Origin of the sequence: Dyadobacter chenwenxiniae, from assembly GCF_022869785.1 — a bacterium.
Taxonomy (GTDB): Bacteria; Bacteroidota; Bacteroidia; order Cytophagales; family Spirosomataceae; genus Dyadobacter; species Dyadobacter chenwenxiniae.
Map to the genome: position 1 here is coordinate 3,124,907 of NZ_CP094997.1, position 19,618 is coordinate 3,144,524.

The following is a 19,618-nucleotide window of genomic DNA, read 5'->3' on the forward strand; positions in this document are numbered from 1 at the left end:
TAGCTTTTAGCCAAAAAAGTAAGTAAAAGCTTGAACCCCAAATAGACTTGCTATTATAATATGTTAAATATTACTCCGAATGCAACTGTCAGCCCTTAGTTGCGTCTTTTCGTGGTGCTATCTGATTTGTCCGACTTTTATGAAAACCATATTATTACTCATTGCTCTACTTTTACTAAAAACTATTACAATTGCTCAGCCTGTAACTCCCGATGCATTCGGTCTGAAAGAATTTTCTATTAATGACAAGAAACTGGGCCTGATCCAATTTTACGTGGATACCATCAATATACATCACAAAGCACCTCTATTCATAGAAGTTAATGGAAGCGGGGGACTTCCCTTGTGCCTTTATATTCAGGGAAAAAAATTTGTAACAACACCCATAACATTTAACGAAGAATTATTTAGTAAGACCAAGGATAAGTATCATTATATCATTCTGGGCAAACCGGGCACTTCTTTTTGCGATACATTGAACCTTGATGTAAGCGTGAAAGAATATCAAGAGAATCCGTCGCAAGTTTTGTTCGTTTACAAGCCTTCCGAGGAATATACAAGAAGACTTAGCTTGAACTGGCGCGTCCAAGCGACCCAATTGGCTATCAATTATTTAGTAAAAAATGGTTTTTGGGACAAAACTAAAATAGTGGCCTTTGGTTACTCCGAAGGTGGGCAGGTGGTTCCTTCATTAGCTGTTGCCGACAAGCGGGTTACGCATATTGCGCCTGTTGTTGGAAGTGGATTAAACCAGCTATATGATGGAATAATTAGCTGGCGCATCAAAGCTGCCAAAGGTGAACTGACCCAGCAGCAGGCTCAGGATAGTGTGGAAGCTTCCTTCACGCGCATTGCCGAGATTTATAAAAATCCTACTGCAGCAGACAAAGAAACAGGCGGCCACTCCTACTTGCGTTGGGCGAGCTTCGGCACTATCATCCCTTTCGAACAGTTGCGTAAATTGTCGATACCTATCTATATGATTGCTGCCAGCCAAGACGATAGCTCTCCCATTTACGGACTCGATTATGTCCGACTCGAATTTCTGCGTTTAGGAAAGACGAATTTAGTCTATGATACCTGCGTAGGCTGCAATCATTATTTAGGCAGTCCCGAAAATAGCAAGCCAGCTAGTGTCAGCTATGTTGATAAAATATTGGCCTGGGTACAACTAATGTAGTGTTTTCATGAACACCAATAATAACGCAATAGGAGAAAGAAATAGTCCGCTCAACTTCCATCCCGACGTTGTTTGCAACAATCTTTGAGACAAAGAATCTCTGGTTCATATGTCAACCGACTTGTTCGCGAACGTTAAGTAACTGTCAAAAATAGCCTCCTTTTCTGTGATGGACATAGCCATCTAAATGAGGGTAACATAAAGAAAACGCCAAACTTATTCGCCACGTAAGCTCTTGACTGGATTTGTCAACGCTGCTTTGACACTTTGGAAACTTACGGTTACCAAGGCGATTCCTATTGCCAGCACACCAGCTACCAAAAATGTCCACAACTTGATGTCAGTTTTATACGCGAAGTCCTGTAACCACCAGGTCATAGCGTACCAGGCAAGTGGAGAAGCTAATAGGATAGCTAGACCCACTGGCCTGAGAAAATCCCTGGACAATAGCATGACAACACTGCCAACGCTGGCTCCGAGCACCTTTCGGATACCAATTTCCTTCGTGCGATTTTTAGCCGTGAACATTGCCAGACCCAGCAGGCCTAAACAGGCAATACTAATTGCAACCAGCGCGAACCAGCTGAACAGAGCGGCTACCCGTTCATCAGATTTGTACTGTTGCTGAAAATGATCATCCAAGAAAAAAAACTCAAATGCATTGCCGGGAAATGCTTCATGATAGACTTTTTCAAGCATTGCTATTGATTCCCCTACATGATTGCTTCGTAATGCAATCGTCAGAAAGCTGCTATTCCAGGGAATGTGCTGAAAAATAATAGGACGATTTGCCGTTTTCAGGGATTGCTGATGGAAGTCATTGACCACGCCAACAATCTTTTTAGGTATCACGTTGCCAATTTCCTGATTGATTGCCTGTTCGGCGGTTGCGAAGCCAAAAGCTTTCAAGGCGCTTTCGTTGATGATAACCGCTTCATTGTCAAGCACTAGTTCTTTATTGAAATTTCGCCCCGCCAACAGTTTAATGTTATACGTCGGAATAAAATCTTCGTCAACAGCCATCATGCTGCACAGTTTGTAATCGGCGGCAGCCTGATGGAACCGTTGCCATTCGTCTGTCCAGAAAATTTCCTGCCCCGGAACTTCGGAGGAAGCAGTTACATGGCGGACATCTGTATGCGCTAACATCCGATCCTTAAAAAAGCGAATGTCATTGGTAAAGCTGTCCGTTCGTAATACTTTGGGGGCTTTAATGATGAGCTGCTGGTTGATGTTCATCCCCAAATCCTGCTGCTGCATGAAAGCAAGCTGCTGATTAATGACCAGTGTGGCAATAATTAGGAAAATCGAAGCTGTAAACTGAAACACTACTAAGGATTTACGGAACGATTCGCCACCGGTTTGCTTAGGCAAATACCCTTTTAAAATTGCAATCGGTTTAAACGAGGAAAGGACAAAAGCAGGGTAAAATGCGGAAAGAAAGAACCCGAGAAAAATCACAGTTAAGGATACGATCCAAAATAAGGGATTCAGAAGCATGGAAAAGCCATTGGTAGTCTGAATCCAATCAGAAAAGATCACCAGCGCCAGTAAAAAAAGACCAATTCCGATGAACACAGATAACAGGTTAAAACCCAAAGACTCAACAAAGAATTGCTGAATCAATTGCCGTTTTTCGGAACCCAGTGCTTTGCGGAGTCCTACCTCCTTAGCCCGTTCAATTCCTCTGGCCGTGGATAGGTTTATATAATTTAGCCAGCCAATGGCCAGAATCAGGAAAGCAACCAGGATAAGCACATAAACAATGCCAATTTTTCCGTTTGGTTCGACTTCTGAGGCTGTTTGAGAATGAAGGTGAATGGAACGAAAGGGTTGTAAAGCGAACGCTTGCCTGACCTTATACTTTTTTAGTTGTTTACCAATATGCTTTTCGATTACACCAGACAGCCGATTCTCTAATGCTTCTGGCAAGGTGCCTGGTTTAAGGAGCAGATACGTATAGAAATTGGTCCAGTACCAGCCTCCTGTGGCAAACTGCTGATTTTTGAGCAGATTCTGGATGGAAAAAACAAAATCGAAATGGATATGACTGTTCATTGGAATATCAGCAAATACCCCTTCCACTACGTAGTCGCCTCCCTGCCAATCTGAACTTAACCGCAGCGTTTTGCCAATCGGATTTTGCCGACCAAAATACTTTTGGGCCATCGATTCTGAAATCACAACCGACTCAGGCCGACGCAGCACCTGATTGGCAGCACCTTTTAGCAACGGGAATGAAAATACATCGAATAAAGAAGAATCGGCATAAAATGCCTTTTTCTCATGGTAGCTGACTAGTTCTCCCGATGGTTTCCGGTAACTGATCATACCATCTGCCCGGTGTAGCCGAACAAAATTCTCAACCTCAGGAAAGGTTTCTTTTATGGCCGTGGCTTCGGCGTGGTAGCTGATTACACTGCTGTTCGTCAGAACGCCCTGTTTATAATCATCGAGTCGAATACGGTAGATGTTATCTGCACCCGTATGGAATTCATCATAGCTAAACTCAGAGAATACATACTGAGTAATCAAGAGAAAAGCAGCTATACTAGCAGCCAACCCGAAAATCATAATGAACGAAATCGCCTTATTCTTCAACAGATTACGCCAGGCAACTGTAATGTAATTTTGCATCATAGCCAACGTGAATTTAAATCAGACAATGAGTTTGTGCCCTATCTCAATCTACGAGCTAAATGTATAACTTATTTATTAGTTTAAAAACTAACTGATTAGTTAATTTAACAAAGTCAGTCTATCGTTACCAACTTAGAATCTTAACATTTTCATTTGTGCTAACCATTACCTTGCATGACATTTGAAAACTCAACACAGCTTGCGCCTATACATTCTTATTTTCAAATTCCCCCATCCTCGATACCGTCGTTGTCTCTAACATTCTCTCAAAACCACCATTTCCACGTACACCAATCACAATCCGGGCTCATTGAGTCCCAAAGAGCGGGGACTATTTCACCATGATTATGAAGGTAAAACCCTGCGCAAGCATCTTGGTGCACCGGACCAGTATGGAATTGATCCCCGCGTTTAAATCGAAAAAATCGTTGAAAATAACATATACATCAAATGGAATAGGAATTATAGGCACCGGCGCAATTGGCGGTGCGATAGCAAGTTTATGATGCCGGCTTTGATGCAGTTGACTCTGGTGATCTTTCCGAATCCTGGAAACATCAGCCAGGTACACCTGCTCACTGCACAGAACTTAATGCAGAAGAATTAAAACAAGCACTTTCTGATGGCATTAAAGAACAAGCACCTGCTATAAGAGAAAAAGCGATTGCTGGTCTTTCTTCGCTACCAACCTATCCATCCCATCCCGATGTAGTTAAATTCAATAGAGCATTATTTGAAAAAAATCCTAAATCTGTTTAAAGAAAAGCGATTAGGAAATAGATCTTTAGGTAAGATCTATTTTGAGCATTCGGCAACATCACAGCTTAGGTCTGCGTACATGGTCAACGGGAATCCTTGGTTACAATTGATTCAAACGCTCATGCTGAAAATCGTTTCGCTTCTTGTATGGTTGCTTTTAGTAATAATGGCAGGCAGTAGTTCCGACAACAATACCCGTCAAAGATCCGCAGATAGTACAATGGTTTTCCAAGTTGGATACAGAAGTATCTCATTTGCCGATAGTTCGAGAACTTACAGGCCAGGCGTTGAGCAAAGCGACCCTTTGTATTTCCGACCAATTGATATTGATCTATGGTATCCTGCCAAACCAGTTGTTTCTGATTCAATACTGAAATTTGGGTATTTTCTTCAATTGTTGCAAGACAGAGCTAATTTTTACAGTGCTCCTCAGAAGTTTGACAGTTTACCAACGACTGTTGCTAAGTCTTTCTGCGATGGGTTCGGTTGTTCGCAACCGGCCCTTCTTCTACAAAGCCCTACCCATACATTCAACCGGGCTAAGCCAGTATCCCAGGAATTTCCTCTGGTCGTATACTTCGCAAGTTTCGGCTCGATGGGTTATGAAAATTACCTCCTTTTTGAATCGCTGGCTAGTCAGGGCTATATCATTGCCTGCGTTAACTCTATTGGCCGCTACCCTGGTGATATGACGATGAAAAATGCCGACTTAATGGAGCAGGTCAGGGACGCTGATCAAATCATGAACCGGTTAAAACTGGATAATAGCATTGACACGACAAAAATCGGCGTATTAGGTTATAGCTGGGGTGGACTTGCAGGGGCACTCTGGGCTATGCAACGGAAGGGCATAAACGCTATGGTATCACTGGATGGTTCTGAGGTTCATCATTATGGGAATTCAAAATCAGAGGATCAAGATTTTGAGTATACTATCTCCACCCCTTTTTTCGAGAAATCAACTTTGTCCGTGCCTTACCTGCGTTTAGAGAGTAACCCTGAACCGAATAGATCTGAGAAAGATTCCACATATAATTTTTTAAGAAAAGTCAAAGCGGCAAAGCAGGTTGTAAAGATTGACTCTGCCAGGCACCAGGATTTCTCTTCCTTGGCAACCATTATTAGAACATCCGGCAAATGTTCAGTTCCCAAAGTTTACTACACCATTTCAAGCTATACAATATCATACTTCAATAAGCATCTTAAGGGCCAAGAGTAAAAAAGGAATAAGCTCGTATACTTGCACGTAAAGCGCTTGTGCCTAGCAGCTCCCGCTTACGAGTTATAAGCAATGTCTTCGAAATAAGAAGCGTTGCTTAGCAATCTATGAGTGCTATTTTAGGACTATACGAAACTAAGAGTGCTACTTTACCCTGATCGCGACGTCGAGACTATCATTCTCGCAACATCGGACCAGCTTGGTCAAGCTTCTCAGGATTCCACGGGATCTCATCCATACCCCTCCGTTTTTTAAGACCCCGCAAACAAGCATCTGTGAATTCAGCCTGGTAGCATTTGACATGCTAAGTCGTGAAATGATGTACGTAAATTGTTTAGCCTGACTGGAAAATTCAGGGCGGGGCAATTACCTTTTTTTGAATGAATAAGAATATTCCCGAATGGCTAGCGTATCCCCTTTACCTAGATGTTGCACAAAAGATTCATCAAATTCATTAAACCTGGTACCAGATCCTGAACTTTTATATAATCCTCCCTCCCCAGGAAACCAGGAATATTCCGGGTCGTGGTATGTCCAAGATACAAGCATGTACTCAAACGAAGATAAACTCAGTTCAGAATAGTTTCCGTAGCCCACTTGCATATTGTAGGTTCTGAATTTGCTATCCCAAACCGGTTCAAATTCGCTCCTGTATTTTGACATTTCGATGTTTCGAATTTCGTTATTCGTTACAATCCACGTGTTCGTCGATTTGAATTTTAACTGGTCGTTGTTTTTTGTGATTAGCCAGGGGTAATCTGAGCTTGAAAACTTAGCGGAGTCGGGAGAAAAGAACTTGATGTGTTCGTCGCTGACGAATGAAGAGTCTTTTATTATAAGACCTCCATTGCTTTTTAAGAACCTATTAATTAAATCATTATCGGTTATCTCCTTTTTATTGGAATAAAGTCGAGTTTTCGATTTTATGCTGATACGATTTAAATAGACGGTCGATGGAAATTCAGGAGACTGCTCTATTTCTGTCTTTTTACAACTGACGATAACGAAGAGAAGCAAAACAACGGAAAGGTATTTCATAGATAATAGTAAGGGCCGTTTCTTTGCAAGATAGGCATTTCTTTATGATAGTATGAGGTTCAACGAAAAATGTCTCTGGGCTCTTGGACGTGGCAAACTGGCTTGTTTAGCATCTCCAACGAGAGCTCCCCTCCCTGTATCAAGAATCTTTACATGCAGCATTCCATGCAACCAAGGTCTTTGTAATTTGTTCGAGAAATGTCATTTATTCATTATCTGTTGAACACTTTGTAAAAACTTAGCTTGTTGATCTACAAAGGGGTAATGAGAGCAATTTTCGATGGCGTAGAAATTGGCCGGGCCAGTGATATTTTGCATCTCGGAGAGCTGCTTTTTTGAGAAAATGCCATCTTGCAGTCCATAAATGGCCGAGAGCTTGATATTTTTATTTTTGATGCTTTTTAAAATGGCTTTGGTGTCAATATTTACACGGGATTCATTTTGATAGAATAACACCGGGGCTTTATCATTGCGGATATTCGATTTGGAAAAGCTACTGCTATCGTACTCCTGATTCAGTTTTTTCGACTCCTCAGTAGGTTTCGGCATTTTGAAAAAGCCAAAGTGTGACGCCACTTCGTATGTCTGCTTGCGATACTGTTCACTTTGCTTATCCAGCGATTTAATGTAAGAAATCTTTTTCAGCATTGCTGTGTCTTCCTTTTGCGTTGCAGCGCTTAGACTGGAACTGAGGATATGGTCATATGACTCCTGTTGAGAGAACAATGCGCCAACGAGTATAAGCCGCTCCACTTTTTCGGGGAATGCATTTACATACAAGGTTGAAACAATACCACCGAAACTATGGCCTAAAAGACTCACTTTCGACAAATCATATTGTTTGATAAGAGTGTTCAAATCGGAAAACGCCTCATCAAATGTTATTTTCGCCTCAGCGTCAATGGACCGGCCTTCGCCTCTCCTGTCGTATACGATTACATAAAAGCCCCTTGAAGCAAGCGCGGTTGCGGTTGTTCCTTCGAACAATGTTGAATTACCCCGAGGGCCGCCATGCAAATATATAATAGCCGGATCTCCCCTGTGACCATAGGCTTTCGAATATATTTGTTGAGCTATTGATACCGGGGCATTGATTGATAAAATGGCAGTAAAAACAAAAAGGGATACAAATACTGTTTTGAAACTATGGTTCATTATAAAAATTGGTAAGACTAGTCTGATATTCTTAACTTATCATTTATGTTTCACACTGGCAGCAATCGCTTTAATCCAGTGAATAGCAAAGTTAACTGGTTCCTTGGACTTATGTAACCGGTGACTGCAGCCCATTAAACCCACCGGCACGTGTTTAGCTGTCAGATCGATATTGTTACTTCCTACTTCCTGCCCGGCGTATACACCGCCGGATTTTAAAACACCTGAGTGATCATTAATGATTATCTCAAAAATATCTTCGGGTGTTCTGAGGGTATGACATAAGGCTGTCACTTCCCCACCCAACCTTTGTGGCGACAAAAACAAAACGTCGTCAAAACAAACAAAGATGGAAAAGAACACAACGGATCCCTGGGCTTGGGGTAAGTACACAAATTCGGTTCAAGCAGTCGAAATTAAACAGCCGGAGGGCACACTTTACTGCTCCGGGCAAGTTGCGATCGACGCGAACGGGCAGCCTGTTGCCGGTGATATGAATGCACAGCTGGAACTGACTATCCGAAATCTGGAGCAACTCATTACGGAGGCGGGCTATGAGCCCAGCGGCATTGTAAGGCTAAATGTTTACACTACTTCAACACAAGAGTTCTTCACGAGCTGCGTCCAAACCTATCAAACATGGATTGCAAAACATGGCATCAAACAGGCCACTACCATGCTGGAAGTGAAGGCATTATTTGGTGGACTTACTGTTGAGCTGGAAGCGACGGTAGTAAAGTAGCTAAGTGAGACATTCAGAACAAAGAGCCCGGAAACGGGCTTTTTGTTCTGAATGTCTCACTCAAACCCATCTGGCTGCATTGAAGTCACGCGCAAAAAGCATGATGCACCTGCCGGGCCAGTTCCCGGAGCTGATCCTGCAAGGCGACAGGTTCCAGAACTGTGACAGCGCCGGCGTAAGGCAGCAGCCAGGTGGCGAGGTAAGGCAACGAGCCAACCAGAAACAGCATTTCCACACTTCCATCAGACAGTAATGTTTCGTGTGTGAAGCCAAACTGGTGTTTGGTATCCTCCATCCGTCGCGCCAGGGCAGGGATAATACCAGCCATCCGAAAACGGATGACGACCTTCTCTTTTTCCTGACGCTTTGCCTGGTCGATCCAATAATTTTGCAGGGCCTGCGGCCTGACAGCGAATACTTCTTCCTTCACATTTAAATCACGGATGCGATCAAGACGAAAGTCCCGGAATTGCTGCCGGAGCCTGCAAAATGCGACCACATGCCTGTGCTGGCTTAAATAAAGGCCGATCGGTTCAATTTCCCGGCTGGTAGACAAGCCGGTTTCAGCTGCGTTATATGTAATATCGGCCACAAGCCTTGAAGTAACGGCCCTCAATAACTGTTGATAAGTATCAGCGCGGTTACTCTCGCTGGCTGGTTCCAAAACCTGGATTTGGGGCGACAACGTTTCCAGGTGATCCCGATCTGTGTACCGGAGTGCTGCCCGCAGCTTATCCATCGCAGTGGTGGTCAGGAGCGCGGTGGCAGGGTCTGTAAACCGGGCGGCCAGCTTTTCGGCCGTCAATAGCGCGGTGGCTTCTCCACGGCTGAACATGACCGGCGGCAGCCTGTAACCTTCCAGCATGGCATAACCCTTGCCATCATGGGTGATCACCGGGATTCCTGCACTTTCAAGAGTCCGGATGTCACGGTAAATGGTTCGGGTACTGACCGAAAATCGCTTCGCCAGTTCTGCGGCAGTCACCATCCGCTTGGTTTGAAGCAACGTAAGCAGCGCCACGAGCCTCGAAAGACGGTTTACTTCGTGATCGATCATTATAAAATTGGTCCTCGTGATTGGAAGTTGGTACGAAAGTCCATTTGCTCTGATTTGAGTCAGATTCGATGTTTGTCCAAATTTAATGCTTCCTTGTGACAACCTTATGTCATAGGTTGAAAGCAGATTTTTATCAATACCTGCTCCTTATCGCCCGTTTTATACAAGGTCTTTTACTACCAAAAAAGAAAGCAAGCAACAAAGGTTGTGCTTGCTTTCATAAATCGATTCGTGTAATGCTTATGGATGTCCGCTGCCACCTGCGGCGCCGTAGATCTGCCCGGTGGCGAAACTGGCTTCGGAGTCGGCAAGCTGCACGTATATGGATGCGAGCTCGGCCGGTTGGCCGGGCCTTCCCAGCGGTGTCGCTTCCCCAAACTCCACGATCTTATCCTGTGGCTGGCCGCCACTTACCTGCAGCGGCGTCCATACCGGCCCGGGTGCTACACCATTCACCCGAATGCCTTTCGGCCCCAGTTGTTTGGCCAGCGATTTCACAAAAGCAACATTGGCAGCCTTTGTCTGCGCATAGTCGAATAAGTTTTCCGACGGGTCGTATGCCTGAACAGACGAAGTGGCGATGATTACCGAACCTTCCGCAAGGTGCGGCAAAGCGGCCTTCGTTATCCAGAAGGGAGCGTAAATGTTGGTCTTGATGGTCGCATCAAAACCTTCTGACGTGAGTTCAAGCAGGGATTCCACGGCTTGCTGGTGCCCCGCGTTATTGACCAGGATATCCAGTCCGCCTAATTTCTCTACGGCCTGCTCTACAAGTTCCCGGCAAAAAGCTTCCCCGGTGATATCGCCGGGAATTCCATAGCCCTTCCTGCCCGCTGCTTCGATGAGTTCAATAACTTCATCTGCATCAGATTGTTCATCCGGCAAATAATTGATCACCACATCGGCCCCCTCACGTGCGTAGGCAATTGCTGCTGCACGTCCAATGCCCGAGTCGCCGCCTGTAATCAAGGCCTTTCTGTCGGCCAGCCGGCCAGATCCTTTGTAGGAATTCTCACCGTGATCAGGTTGCGGATCCATCTTCGAGGCTAATCCCGGCACTTGCTGCGGCTGTTTGTTAAACGGTGGTTTGGGATATTTGTTCACCGGGTTTTGAAGCGTTGCTTTGATTGTTTCAGACATGTCAATGAAGTTTTAATAGTAAAATAGTAGAACTGTTTCCAGAAACTGGATGATACGTGCGGTTCCCTAATAAAACTTTGCCAATTGGTCCGCCAGGACAGAAATTACCGGAAATAACCCAACTGGTAAAAGCTGGCCCGAAATTTCAGTGGTGTCCGGTTGCCGCGACATTTGAATCCATTGGTAAATGCGTTTCACATTAAACACATTTAGCAATGAAAGAACCCGATCGGAATGTGAAATAAACCGGAGCGGAAAGCGCTTTCCGTCAGTTCCCCAAAAGAATCCGGCGGCATTGCTACTTGCCTTTGGTAGAAAATGCGGTTGGATTACTTTATAATTATTTACGAATTTATACGCATAAGACAGACACCAATCAACCATTCAAAATGCCGCATATATCTGCCTTGCATCAGGAAACGGAGCTATTGATCTCAGTTTCTCAGGGAGACGAAAGGGCATTTACGGCACTTTACAACCATTATCACAAACGGCTCGGCACCCACATTTACAGGATCACGAAATCGACCGAGCTGGCCGAGGAGGTTGTGCACGACGTATTCCTGAAAATCTGGCTAAACCGGGAGACGCTGGTTAACGTCGAAAATTTTTCGGTCTATCTCTATGTGATCTCCAAAAACGCTGCGCTGAACTGTCTTAAAAGAACAATTCGCGAAAGGGCACTAACCACAGAGCTCGATACGGATTCAGAACAAGTATCCCTGCCAGACACCCCGGAAGACGATTACCGGTACATTCTGATAGACGAAGCCATTGACCGGTTGCCTCCACAGCAGCGGCAGGCGTATCTCCTGGCCCGACATGAGCGCCTCTCTTACGTGGAAGTTGCATTGAGAATGAATTTGTCAAAAGAAACCGTTAAAAAATATTTGCAGATCGCGACGGAATTCATATCCGCATATATCGGTAAAAGGCTCATGGTCAGTATTTGGCTTACAATTCAAAACTTTCTTTAAATTTTACCAAAAACAATACCCCCTTTTTATTGCCGGTAATTGTCCTTTCAGCAGAGATCAAAAAGCAATGCTGTTTATTTATGGATAATCCGGAGAACCGGTTGGAGGAGTTGTTTAACCGCTATTATCAGGGACTGGCGACCGCCTCGGAAAAAGAGGAGTTGATGGCGTATATGCGGTCCGCCAATGACGATGCACTTCTGGAAAAATTCCTCGAAAGTGGCTGGGTAAGTCTGGACGCGGAAGAAAACGTATTCACTGCGGAAAAAAGCAGTGCAATGTTGCGCTCCATCTTCGATTCACCCCCCAAAGAAGAAAAGAAAACGAAGATTTTCAGTCTTGGCTGGATTCGCTACGCATCAGCTGCTGCTATTTTCATCTTGATCGGTTTGGGAATCTGGAAAGTGACATCAATTCCCAAGACCGGCATAGCGCATACGGCTCAGCCCAAAACAGAAGACGTTAAGCCTGGTGGTGCCAAGGCCCTACTGACGCTTTCGGACGGCTCTGCCATTGAACTTGCGCATGCAAAAAGTGGCTTTCTTGCGCGCCAAGGTGCCGCAGAGGTGAGTAAATCCCAGGACGGTGTGCTGGTTTACAACGCAAAATCCGAAAATACAAGCACAAAAATAAGCATGAACACCCTCACCACACCTAAAGGCGGCCAATATGAAATGCTCCTGCCCGATGGAAGTAAAGTGTGGCTCAATGCATCCTCTTCCATTCGTTTTCCTTCCGTTTTTCCAGCTTCGGAACGAAAGGTGGAAATTACAGGCGAGGCATATTTTGAAGTTGCGAAAGACAAAAGCAGGCCGTTCAGGGTGAAATTTAATAAGTCTGAGGTGCAGGTTCTCGGAACAAGCTTCAATATCATGGCTTACCCGGACGAAGGGCCGAGCAAAACGACGTTGGTGGAAGGTTCAGTATTTATCAGAAATGTGAATCAAAACACAAAGCTGAAACCCGGACAGCAGGCGGCGGTGTTGCCCACCGGAAAAATCAAGACGCAGTACATTGCACTGGATGAGGCAGTTGCCTGGAAAAATGGCATGTTTTATTTTAAGGATGCCGGCATTGAGGAAGTCATGCGGCAGCTTTCGAGGTGGTACGACGTGGAAGTTTCCTATTCCGGCAAAATTCCGGTCAGGCAGTTCACTGGCCGCGTTTCGCGTAATGTGAACCTGTCCGAAGTGTCCGGAATGCTTCGCTATGCGGGTGTGAGCTGCCGCATTGAAGGTTCCAAAATGATTATTGACCCATAACACGTATATAGTTTTGCGTTTCCGTTTTTTATCAATCCAAACCTTTCATTATCATGACACCGATCCGAAATTTTTCTCCATGAGCGCGGTGCCTTTAAAACAAAAAGGGAAAATGCGCTAACATTTTCCCGTATGTCCAGGCGCACAACCGAGCTTCTCTTCAAAAGTCAATTTGCTATTCCTAAACTTTACAAATTTATGAAAATAAACTTGCTATCCGCCTTGTGCGGATACCGGCAGGCGGGCCTTCCTGCTAAAATAGTAACCATTATGACTCGGATTCTCTTTTTGCTTGTCGTCACGCTCACGCAGGTCACCGCAGACGGATACAGTCAGAAAATATCGTTTCATGCCAAAAACCTGCCCATTGAGAATGTGTTAAAGTCCATTGAGAAACAGAGCGGTTACCTGTTTTTGTATGACAAACTGGACCTGCCCGAAACACAGAAAGTGTCGGTGCGCGTGAAAAATGCGAACATTGATCAGGCACTTACAACCCTTTTTCAGGACCTGCCGCTGACCTACAAAATTTTCAACCAGAACATTGTTCTGAGGAAAGTGGTAAAAAGTCCGGCGAAGGAAAATATACAACCGCTGAAAACCCCGGACATAAAACAGGAAATCAATCTACATTACAAAAACATTGAACCTGTCCCCCAGCCTACCGACCGGCGAATCAGGGGAAAGATCACCGATGAAAATGGCAATCCATTTCCGGGCGTGAGTGTTTTGGTCAAAAATTCACAAACGGGCACAACTTCCAATGGGAATGGTGATTATGAGCTGACCATTCCCGACGGCGCGATACTGGCGGGTGAGGTCACATTGATCGTAAGCTTTGTGGGTTATAAAAGTCAGGAAATCAATGCAGGCAGCCGGACCGAAATCAATTTTGGCATGTCCGTCGATACCAAATCGCTGAATGATGTTGTCGTGGTGGGATATGGCACCCAGAATAAAAGCAGCATTACAGGCTCTGTGGCCTCAGTCCCGATGAAAAGCATTGCTAACCAGCCTTTGACAAGCCTGGATCAGGCAATGGCCGGACAAATTGCGGGTGTGAGCGTGTCACAATCCAAAGGTGCGCCTGGCGGGGGCGTTTCGGTGCGGGTACGCGGAACCGGCTCCATAGGCGCTGGCAACGAGCCCTTGTATGTGATCGACGGCTTTCCGGTTTCAGGGGATTTCAACAGCAGTTTTAACCCGCTTTCGACCATTAATCCCAATGATATTGAATCCATTGAAATACTTAAAGACGCCTCAGCAGCAGCGATTTACGGCTCACGCGGAAGCAATGGCGTGGTGCTGGTAACGACCAAGCACGGCAAAACGGGCACATCGACCATTCAGCTCGACACGTACTACGGCGTGCAGCAGGTGGCCAATAAAATTGACATGCTCAATGCAAGGGAATATGCAGAGTTTAACACCGAAGCGAGGAATAATGCCTGGATAGACCGCGGCGGAAAAGCCACCGACCCGAACGATTTACGGCCAGCCACACTTCAAATTCCCGAAATGTTCAGGAACCCGGAATCACTCGGAAAGGGAACCGACTGGCAGGACGAAGTTTTCAGGACTGCGCCGATCCAGAACCACCAGCTTTCTGTTTCAGCGGGAAGCGAAAAAACGCAACTGTTTTTGTCAGGTGCTTACTTCAAACAGAAAGGTGTTGTGATGAACACAGGATTTGACAGATATTCTGCACGCATTAACCTCGACCATTCAGTTTCAAAAGCCATAAAAGTGGGTGTTAACCTCGCGCCTTCATTTTCTTCAAATAAATTATTACCTGTTGAAGATCAGGTTTTTTCCAGCGGAATTCTCGCATCAGCCCTTTCTATGCCGCCTACTGTGCCGGTTTATAATCCCGACGGAACATTTACCACATTACTGGGCACTTCCCCTTACAACCTGGGTATTATCGATAACCCGGTGGCGATTGCAAGTAAGATTAAGGACAAAAAGACCGTTTTCAGGACATTAGGGAACATTTATGCGGAAATTAACATTCTGGAAAACCTGAAATTCAGGACTTCTATCGGGATAGATTATTCGGACGCCCGCCAAAGTTCTTTTTATCCCTCAGATCTGGGTAGCAACGGCGTTCCCGCACCTGTACAAGCGCGGGCTACGGCCAGCAGCGGCAGGGAAATCAACTGGCTGAATGAAAACATCCTTAGCTACAAAAAAACGTTCGGTGGCAAACACGAGCTGGATGTGCTTGCCGGCTTTACTTCCCAAAAAGCGAAATACGAATCAACATCACTTGCAGCCACCAATTTCCCGACGGATCTGGTCCCAACATTGAATGCGGGACAGGTCACCAGTGGTGGCACGGGCATGTCCGAATGGTCGCTGCTCTCCTATTTGGGCCGGGTTAACTACACTTTTGCGAGCAAATATCTGCTATCCGCAACGGTTCGCCGCGATGGATCTTCCCGTTTTGGAGCCAAAAATAAATGGGGAACATTTCCTTCTGCATCAGTAGGCTGGTATTTATCGGAAGAGCCGTTCTTGAAAACGCAGCACGTGGTAAGCGACCTGAAACTGCGTGCCAGTTATGGGCTTGCGGGAAATAACACCATTGGGAATTACAGTCAGATCGGCCTTTTGTCGAACCGTCGTTACAGCTTCGGCGCGGGGACCGGCAATGTAGTTTACGGCCTCTACCCTTCCTCGATCACCAACGAGCAGCTTGGCTGGGAAGTAATGCACCAGATGGATATCGGGGTTGATTTTGGAATACTCAGAAACCGGTTGATGTTCACTATTGATTACTACAATAAAAACACGACAGACCTGCTGCTCAATGTGCCTGTGCCCGCCTCTACGGGCTACGAAACGGCTTTGCAAAACATTGGCAAACTCAATAACAAGGGCTGGGAATTCAGTGTGAATACCAAAAATTTCGTAAAAGCATTCAAATGGTCGACCAATTTCAACATTTCATTCAACCGGAATAAAGTCGTTGCATTAGGGCCGGAAGGCAATACGATCATTTCAAAAAGTCCGTCTTTTAGCCCAAATACCCACATTACAAAAATTGGCGAGCCGATAGGAAGTTACTGGGGATATGAGGCAATCGGCGTTTACCAGTCGCAGGAAGAGGTGGATAACACGCCATCTGTCAAGGGAAGCTCCCGGCCGGGCGATTTGAAATATAAGGACGTGGACGGCGACGGCACCATTACCCCCAAGGATGTTACCATTATCGGAAACAACCATCCCGACTTTTTTTACGGCATCACCAACAATTTCAGTCTCGGCAGATTTAACCTGAGCATTCTGGCAGACGGTGTGCAAGGGCTTGAACTGTTGAATGGTTCGCGCAGAAACCTCGGGCTTGTGAACGGCAGTTACAGCCGCAGGGATGTTTTGGGCAGATGGCAATCGGCCGAGAAACCGGGCGACGGAAGAACTCCCAGGGCCAATACGGTTGCTACCGGCGGCAATGTGAGTTATGTATCAAGCTTGCTGGTTGAGGACGCATCCTTTTTCAGGATCCGGAATGTTAACCTGCGTTATGCGCTGCCGGATAGAATCGGAAAAGTGGCTTATGTTCGCGCTGCAAGCATCAACCTGTCTGTTCAGAATGCCTTTACATTCACCAAATACCTGGGTTACAATCCCGAACAAAGCCTGAACGGCAGCAGTTCGCTCACACCCGGTGTGGATTTCAATGGTTATCCGCTCGCCCGGACATTCACACTTGGATTGAACCTGACCTTTTAATCACCAGCCCTTAAATGACAAAAAGATGAAATTAAATGCATATATCCTTAGTGCGCTAAGCATGCTCGCCACCGGTTGTTCCAATTTCCTGGAACTCGCCCCCAGGGATGCTACCAATGTGAACAATTTTTACAGAAATGCATCCGATATGCAAGCCGCGGTGAATGCCGCTTACGGAATGCTCGCCTCTTCGGGCGAATATGGTTATGCCTATTACAATGTTTCAGAGGTGCGATCCGACAACACGATGAACTTCGAAGTCGGCGGAAACCTGCCGGATGCTGAGCTTGACCAGTTCAAAATGGCTTCTACCAACGAAATTATCCGTCTTATGTGGATCGACACTTATCGCGGGATTCTGGCTTGTAACGCAGTATTGGATCACATCAATGGTGCCAGTATGGACCAGGCGCTTCGCGATCGCTTTGTGGGTGAAGTAAAGTTTCTGCGCGCATTGAAATACTTTAACCTCGTGCGGACATTCGGTGACATTCCGTTGGTTTTGTCGGAGACCAAATCCGTTTCCGAGGGTTACAGCCAGTCGCGGGTTGCGCAGGCGGAAGTTTACAACCAGATCATCGCCGATCTGGCCGAAGCTGAACAAAAACTTCCGGTCACCTACACAGGAGCTGAGATTGGGAAAGCTACGAAAGGAGCGGCAAAATCACTTCTAGGCAAAGTTTACCTGACAATGGGTGATTTTACCAAAGCCAAAGACAAGCTGAAAGAAGTCATTGATCAGGGAAATTACAAGTTGCTCGATGACTATGCTGCGCTGTGGCCTGTTGCGAATGCAAATCACCAAGAATCGATTTTTGAGGTGCAGTTCAAAAAAGGCGGGACTGGGACGGGAAGTAGTTTTTACAACAATTTTGCGCCACGTAACTCGGGAACAAATGTCATAAAGGTCGGCTTTGCGGGAGGCAGAAATAATCCTACGGCTGATTTGGTGGCCGCATATGAGCCAGGAGATGCTCGTAAAGCCGCATCGCTGGCAACCGGCTATATTGACGCTGCGACGGGCAAATTTGTAGCTGACCCGTACACATTAAAGTATCAGGACACGCCATTTTCCGAAGGCGACGCGGATAACAACTGGACGGTAATGCGCTATGCGGACGTGTTGCTCATGTTTGCGGAAGCGAACAACGAGGTGAGCAATGGCCCGACCGCGGAGGCTTACGAAGCAATCAATGCAGTGAGAAGACGGGCAAAGCTGGCTGCACTTCCGGCGGGAATGACGAAAGCGGCATTTTCGCTGGCAATTGAGCACGAACGGCAGGTGGAACTGGCTTTTGAAGGCCACCGCTGGTTTGATCTCGTAAGGACGGGCAGGGAAGTCGCTATCATGAACAAGCATTTCAAAGCCCCTGTTGTGGCAGAATTCAATGCCGTTTTCCCAATCCCACAGACGCAGATCGATGTAAACCCGCAGGGGATCAAGCAAAATCCCGGTTATACATTTTAAAACAGCTCCTATATGTTTGGTAAAAATGCTTTCAAGTCGCTGGCGGCCTTCACGTTTTGTTTGTTAATAATAAGTGTTTCCAATGCGCAGACTCATTCGGACGCAGTAAAAGCGCCGGAAGTCTTCATCCATACTGGTTTCGAAAACGCTTCGCCGCTCAATTGGGAAGCCGATTCCGCTGGCAGGATCATCATCAGCCTGGTTTACGATCATGAGCGGTTTTCACAAAACCGGGCCAACAACCACTGGCACTTTAAAGTGGAAGCACCGGTTGGAAAAGAGGTGACGTTGATCCTGCAAAATTTTGATAACATCTGGAACAACATCCACGCCAGCCCGATTTCCAAACAATCGCCGGTTGTAGTTTCAACCGACGGCAAAATCTGGGAAAGCCGTCCCACCGAGTACATTGAAGGAAACCGGATGCTGATCAAGCTCAAAATGACCGCGCCGAGCGCCTACATTGCCAGCATTGAGCCTTATCGGATCAGCGATCTGGACAAGCTTTTGGCAAGAATCAGAAACCATAAACTGGTGACGATTACGCCCATTGGCAAAACAACCGAAGGCCGTTCCCTGGAAATTATCAAGATCGGCAACGAGAAAGCGCCCAAGCGTATTTTTCTCCGGGGCCGCGCGCATGCATTCGAAGCAGGTGGTAACTGGACATTGGAAGGGCTAATAAACCGGCTATTGAAAGACGATGCTGAAATGAAGCTGTATCTCAAAAGATATTGCGTTTACATTCTGCCGATGACCAATAAAGATGGTGTTGCCCGTGGAAAAACGCGTTTCAATGCCAATGGTTATGACCTGAACCGAAAATGGGACAAACCGGCAGATTCCCTCATTGCGCCGGAAAATTATTATCTGGAAAAATGGCTTACCAAAATGGGAGCCTCTGGTAAAAAGCCGGACCTGGGCATTGATGTCCATAATGATGCAGGCGGAAATCTGCACATTAGCCGCCCCGACGGTGATATTACGGCTTACCGTGCGAATATGGCAAAACTGGATAGCCTTTTAAGAAAATACACCTGGTATACAGAAGGTTCTACCAAGCCGGGCTTCCGCAATCCAGGGACATTAGGGGAAGGCTTCATGGAAAGATTTGGCATTGAAGCGCTTGTTTATGAACTGAATTACGAGTGGGTGGAAGGTTTGAAAAAAGCTCCGTTAGCAGCAGATTGGCTTTCACTAGGCGGTAAACTGCCGGAAGTTTTTTACCATTATTTTGAAAAGTAGC

The 19,618-nt window shown here is 45.9% G+C and carries 14 protein-coding genes; 8 read left to right on the plus strand and 6 right to left on the minus strand.

Annotated elements, in window-relative coordinates:
* The first annotated feature begins 139 nt into the window (after positions 1–139).
* Positions 140–1,180, plus strand: coding sequence for an alpha/beta hydrolase family protein (locus MUK70_RS13345; RefSeq protein ID WP_234652852.1), 1,041 nt, complete (start codon positions 140–142; stop codon positions 1,178–1,180).
* Between the two features lie 216 nt (positions 1,181–1,396).
* Here the strand turns inward: MUK70_RS13345 and MUK70_RS13350 are convergent, their stop codons facing one another.
* Positions 1,397–3,820 (minus strand): ABC transporter permease, encoded by a 2,424-nt coding sequence (locus tag MUK70_RS13350; RefSeq protein ID WP_234652854.1) that lies wholly within the window; start codon positions 3,818–3,820, stop codon positions 1,397–1,399.
* 733 nt (positions 3,821–4,553) lie between these two features.
* On the opposite strand from MUK70_RS13350, the gene MUK70_RS13355 reads away from it, so the two are divergent.
* Positions 4,554–5,798 carry a CocE/NonD family hydrolase gene (locus MUK70_RS13355; protein ID WP_234652856.1) on the plus strand — a complete coding sequence of 415 codons (1,245 nt, stop codon included), beginning with the start codon at positions 4,554–4,556 and terminating at the stop codon, positions 5,796–5,798.
* Positions 5,799–6,164: 366 nt separating this feature from the next.
* Here MUK70_RS13355 and MUK70_RS13360 read toward each other — a convergent pair whose 3' ends face one another.
* The 3 genes from MUK70_RS13360 to MUK70_RS13370 form a co-directional block, all read right to left on the minus strand.
* Positions 6,165–6,836: a hypothetical protein gene (locus tag MUK70_RS13360; protein ID WP_234652858.1), complete on the minus strand. Its 672-nt coding sequence runs from the start codon at positions 6,834–6,836 to the stop codon at positions 6,165–6,167.
* A 201-nt stretch (positions 6,837–7,037) separates the two neighbouring features.
* Positions 7,038–7,991: an alpha/beta fold hydrolase gene (locus tag MUK70_RS13365; protein ID WP_234652859.1), complete on the minus strand. Its 954-nt coding sequence runs from the start codon at positions 7,989–7,991 to the stop codon at positions 7,038–7,040.
* Positions 7,992–8,030: 39 nt separating this feature from the next.
* Entirely contained in the window at positions 8,031–8,354 is a 324-nt protein-coding gene (locus MUK70_RS13370) for a hypothetical protein (protein WP_234652861.1), read from the minus strand.
* On the opposite strand from MUK70_RS13370, the gene MUK70_RS13375 reads away from it, so the two are divergent.
* Entirely contained in the window at positions 8,341–8,733 is a 393-nt protein-coding gene (locus tag MUK70_RS13375; protein WP_234652863.1) for a RidA family protein, read from the plus strand. The two genes, MUK70_RS13370 and MUK70_RS13375, sit on opposite strands and share 14 nt — an antisense overlap.
* 85 nt (positions 8,734–8,818) lie before the next feature.
* Here the strand turns inward: MUK70_RS13375 and MUK70_RS13380 are convergent, their stop codons facing one another.
* Complete coding sequence (locus tag MUK70_RS13380) at positions 8,819–9,790, minus strand: helix-turn-helix transcriptional regulator (RefSeq protein ID WP_234652865.1); 972 nt, start codon at positions 9,788–9,790, stop codon at positions 8,819–8,821.
* A 240-nt stretch (positions 9,791–10,030) separates the two neighbouring features.
* Entirely contained in the window at positions 10,031–10,930 is a 900-nt protein-coding gene (locus MUK70_RS13385; protein ID WP_234652867.1) for an SDR family oxidoreductase, read from the minus strand.
* A 389-nt stretch (positions 10,931–11,319) separates the two neighbouring features.
* On the opposite strand from MUK70_RS13385, the gene MUK70_RS13390 reads away from it, so the two are divergent.
* From MUK70_RS13390 to MUK70_RS13410, 5 genes are all read left to right on the plus strand, one after another.
* Positions 11,320–11,907, plus strand: a complete 588-nt coding sequence (locus MUK70_RS13390) for an RNA polymerase sigma factor (RefSeq protein ID WP_234652869.1) — start codon at positions 11,320–11,322, stop codon at positions 11,905–11,907.
* An 80-nt stretch (positions 11,908–11,987) separates the two neighbouring features.
* Complete coding sequence (locus MUK70_RS13395; RefSeq protein ID WP_234652872.1) at positions 11,988–13,169, plus strand: FecR family protein; 1,182 nt, start codon at positions 11,988–11,990, stop codon at positions 13,167–13,169.
* Between the two features lie 198 nt (positions 13,170–13,367).
* Positions 13,368–16,904, plus strand: coding sequence for a TonB-dependent receptor (locus MUK70_RS13400; RefSeq protein ID WP_234652873.1), 3,537 nt, complete (start codon positions 13,368–13,370; stop codon positions 16,902–16,904).
* Positions 16,905–16,929: 25 nt separating this feature from the next.
* On the plus strand, positions 16,930–18,372 hold the full coding sequence (locus MUK70_RS13405; RefSeq protein WP_234652875.1) for a RagB/SusD family nutrient uptake outer membrane protein: 1,443 nt from the start codon (positions 16,930–16,932) through the stop codon (positions 18,370–18,372).
* A 12-nt stretch (positions 18,373–18,384) separates the two neighbouring features.
* A complete protein-coding gene (locus MUK70_RS13410) occupies positions 18,385–19,617 on the plus strand; it encodes a M14-type cytosolic carboxypeptidase (protein ID WP_234652877.1) in 1,233 nt (410 codons plus the stop codon).
* Position 19,618 lies beyond the last annotated feature (1 nt).

Coding starts and splice junctions, on each gene's coding strand:
- MUK70_RS13380 (WP_234652865.1), bottom strand. CDS start 9,790: ATGATCGATCACGAAGTAAACCGTCTTTCGAGGCTCGTGGCGCTGCTT.
- MUK70_RS13410 (WP_234652877.1), top strand. CDS start 18,385: ATGTTTGGTAAAAATGCTTTCAAGTCGCTGGCGGCCTTCACGTTTTGT.
- MUK70_RS13390 (WP_234652869.1), top strand. CDS start 11,320: ATGCCGCATATATCTGCCTTGCATCAGGAAACGGAGCTATTGATCTCA.
- MUK70_RS13350 (WP_234652854.1), bottom strand. CDS start 3,820: ATGATGCAAAATTACATTACAGTTGCCTGGCGTAATCTGTTGAAGAAT.
- MUK70_RS13365 (WP_234652859.1), bottom strand. CDS start 7,991: ATGAACCATAGTTTCAAAACAGTATTTGTATCCCTTTTTGTTTTTACT.
- MUK70_RS13360 (WP_234652858.1), bottom strand. CDS start 6,836: ATGAAATACCTTTCCGTTGTTTTGCTTCTCTTCGTTATCGTCAGTTGT.
- MUK70_RS13385 (WP_234652867.1), bottom strand. CDS start 10,930: ATGTCTGAAACAATCAAAGCAACGCTTCAAAACCCGGTGAACAAATAT.
- MUK70_RS13395 (WP_234652872.1), top strand. CDS start 11,988: ATGGATAATCCGGAGAACCGGTTGGAGGAGTTGTTTAACCGCTATTAT.
- MUK70_RS13400 (WP_234652873.1), top strand. CDS start 13,368: ATGAAAATAAACTTGCTATCCGCCTTGTGCGGATACCGGCAGGCGGGC.
- MUK70_RS13345 (WP_234652852.1), top strand. CDS start 140: ATGAAAACCATATTATTACTCATTGCTCTACTTTTACTAAAAACTATT.
- MUK70_RS13405 (WP_234652875.1), top strand. CDS start 16,930: ATGAAATTAAATGCATATATCCTTAGTGCGCTAAGCATGCTCGCCACC.
- MUK70_RS13375 (WP_234652863.1), top strand. CDS start 8,341: ATGGAAAAGAACACAACGGATCCCTGGGCTTGGGGTAAGTACACAAAT.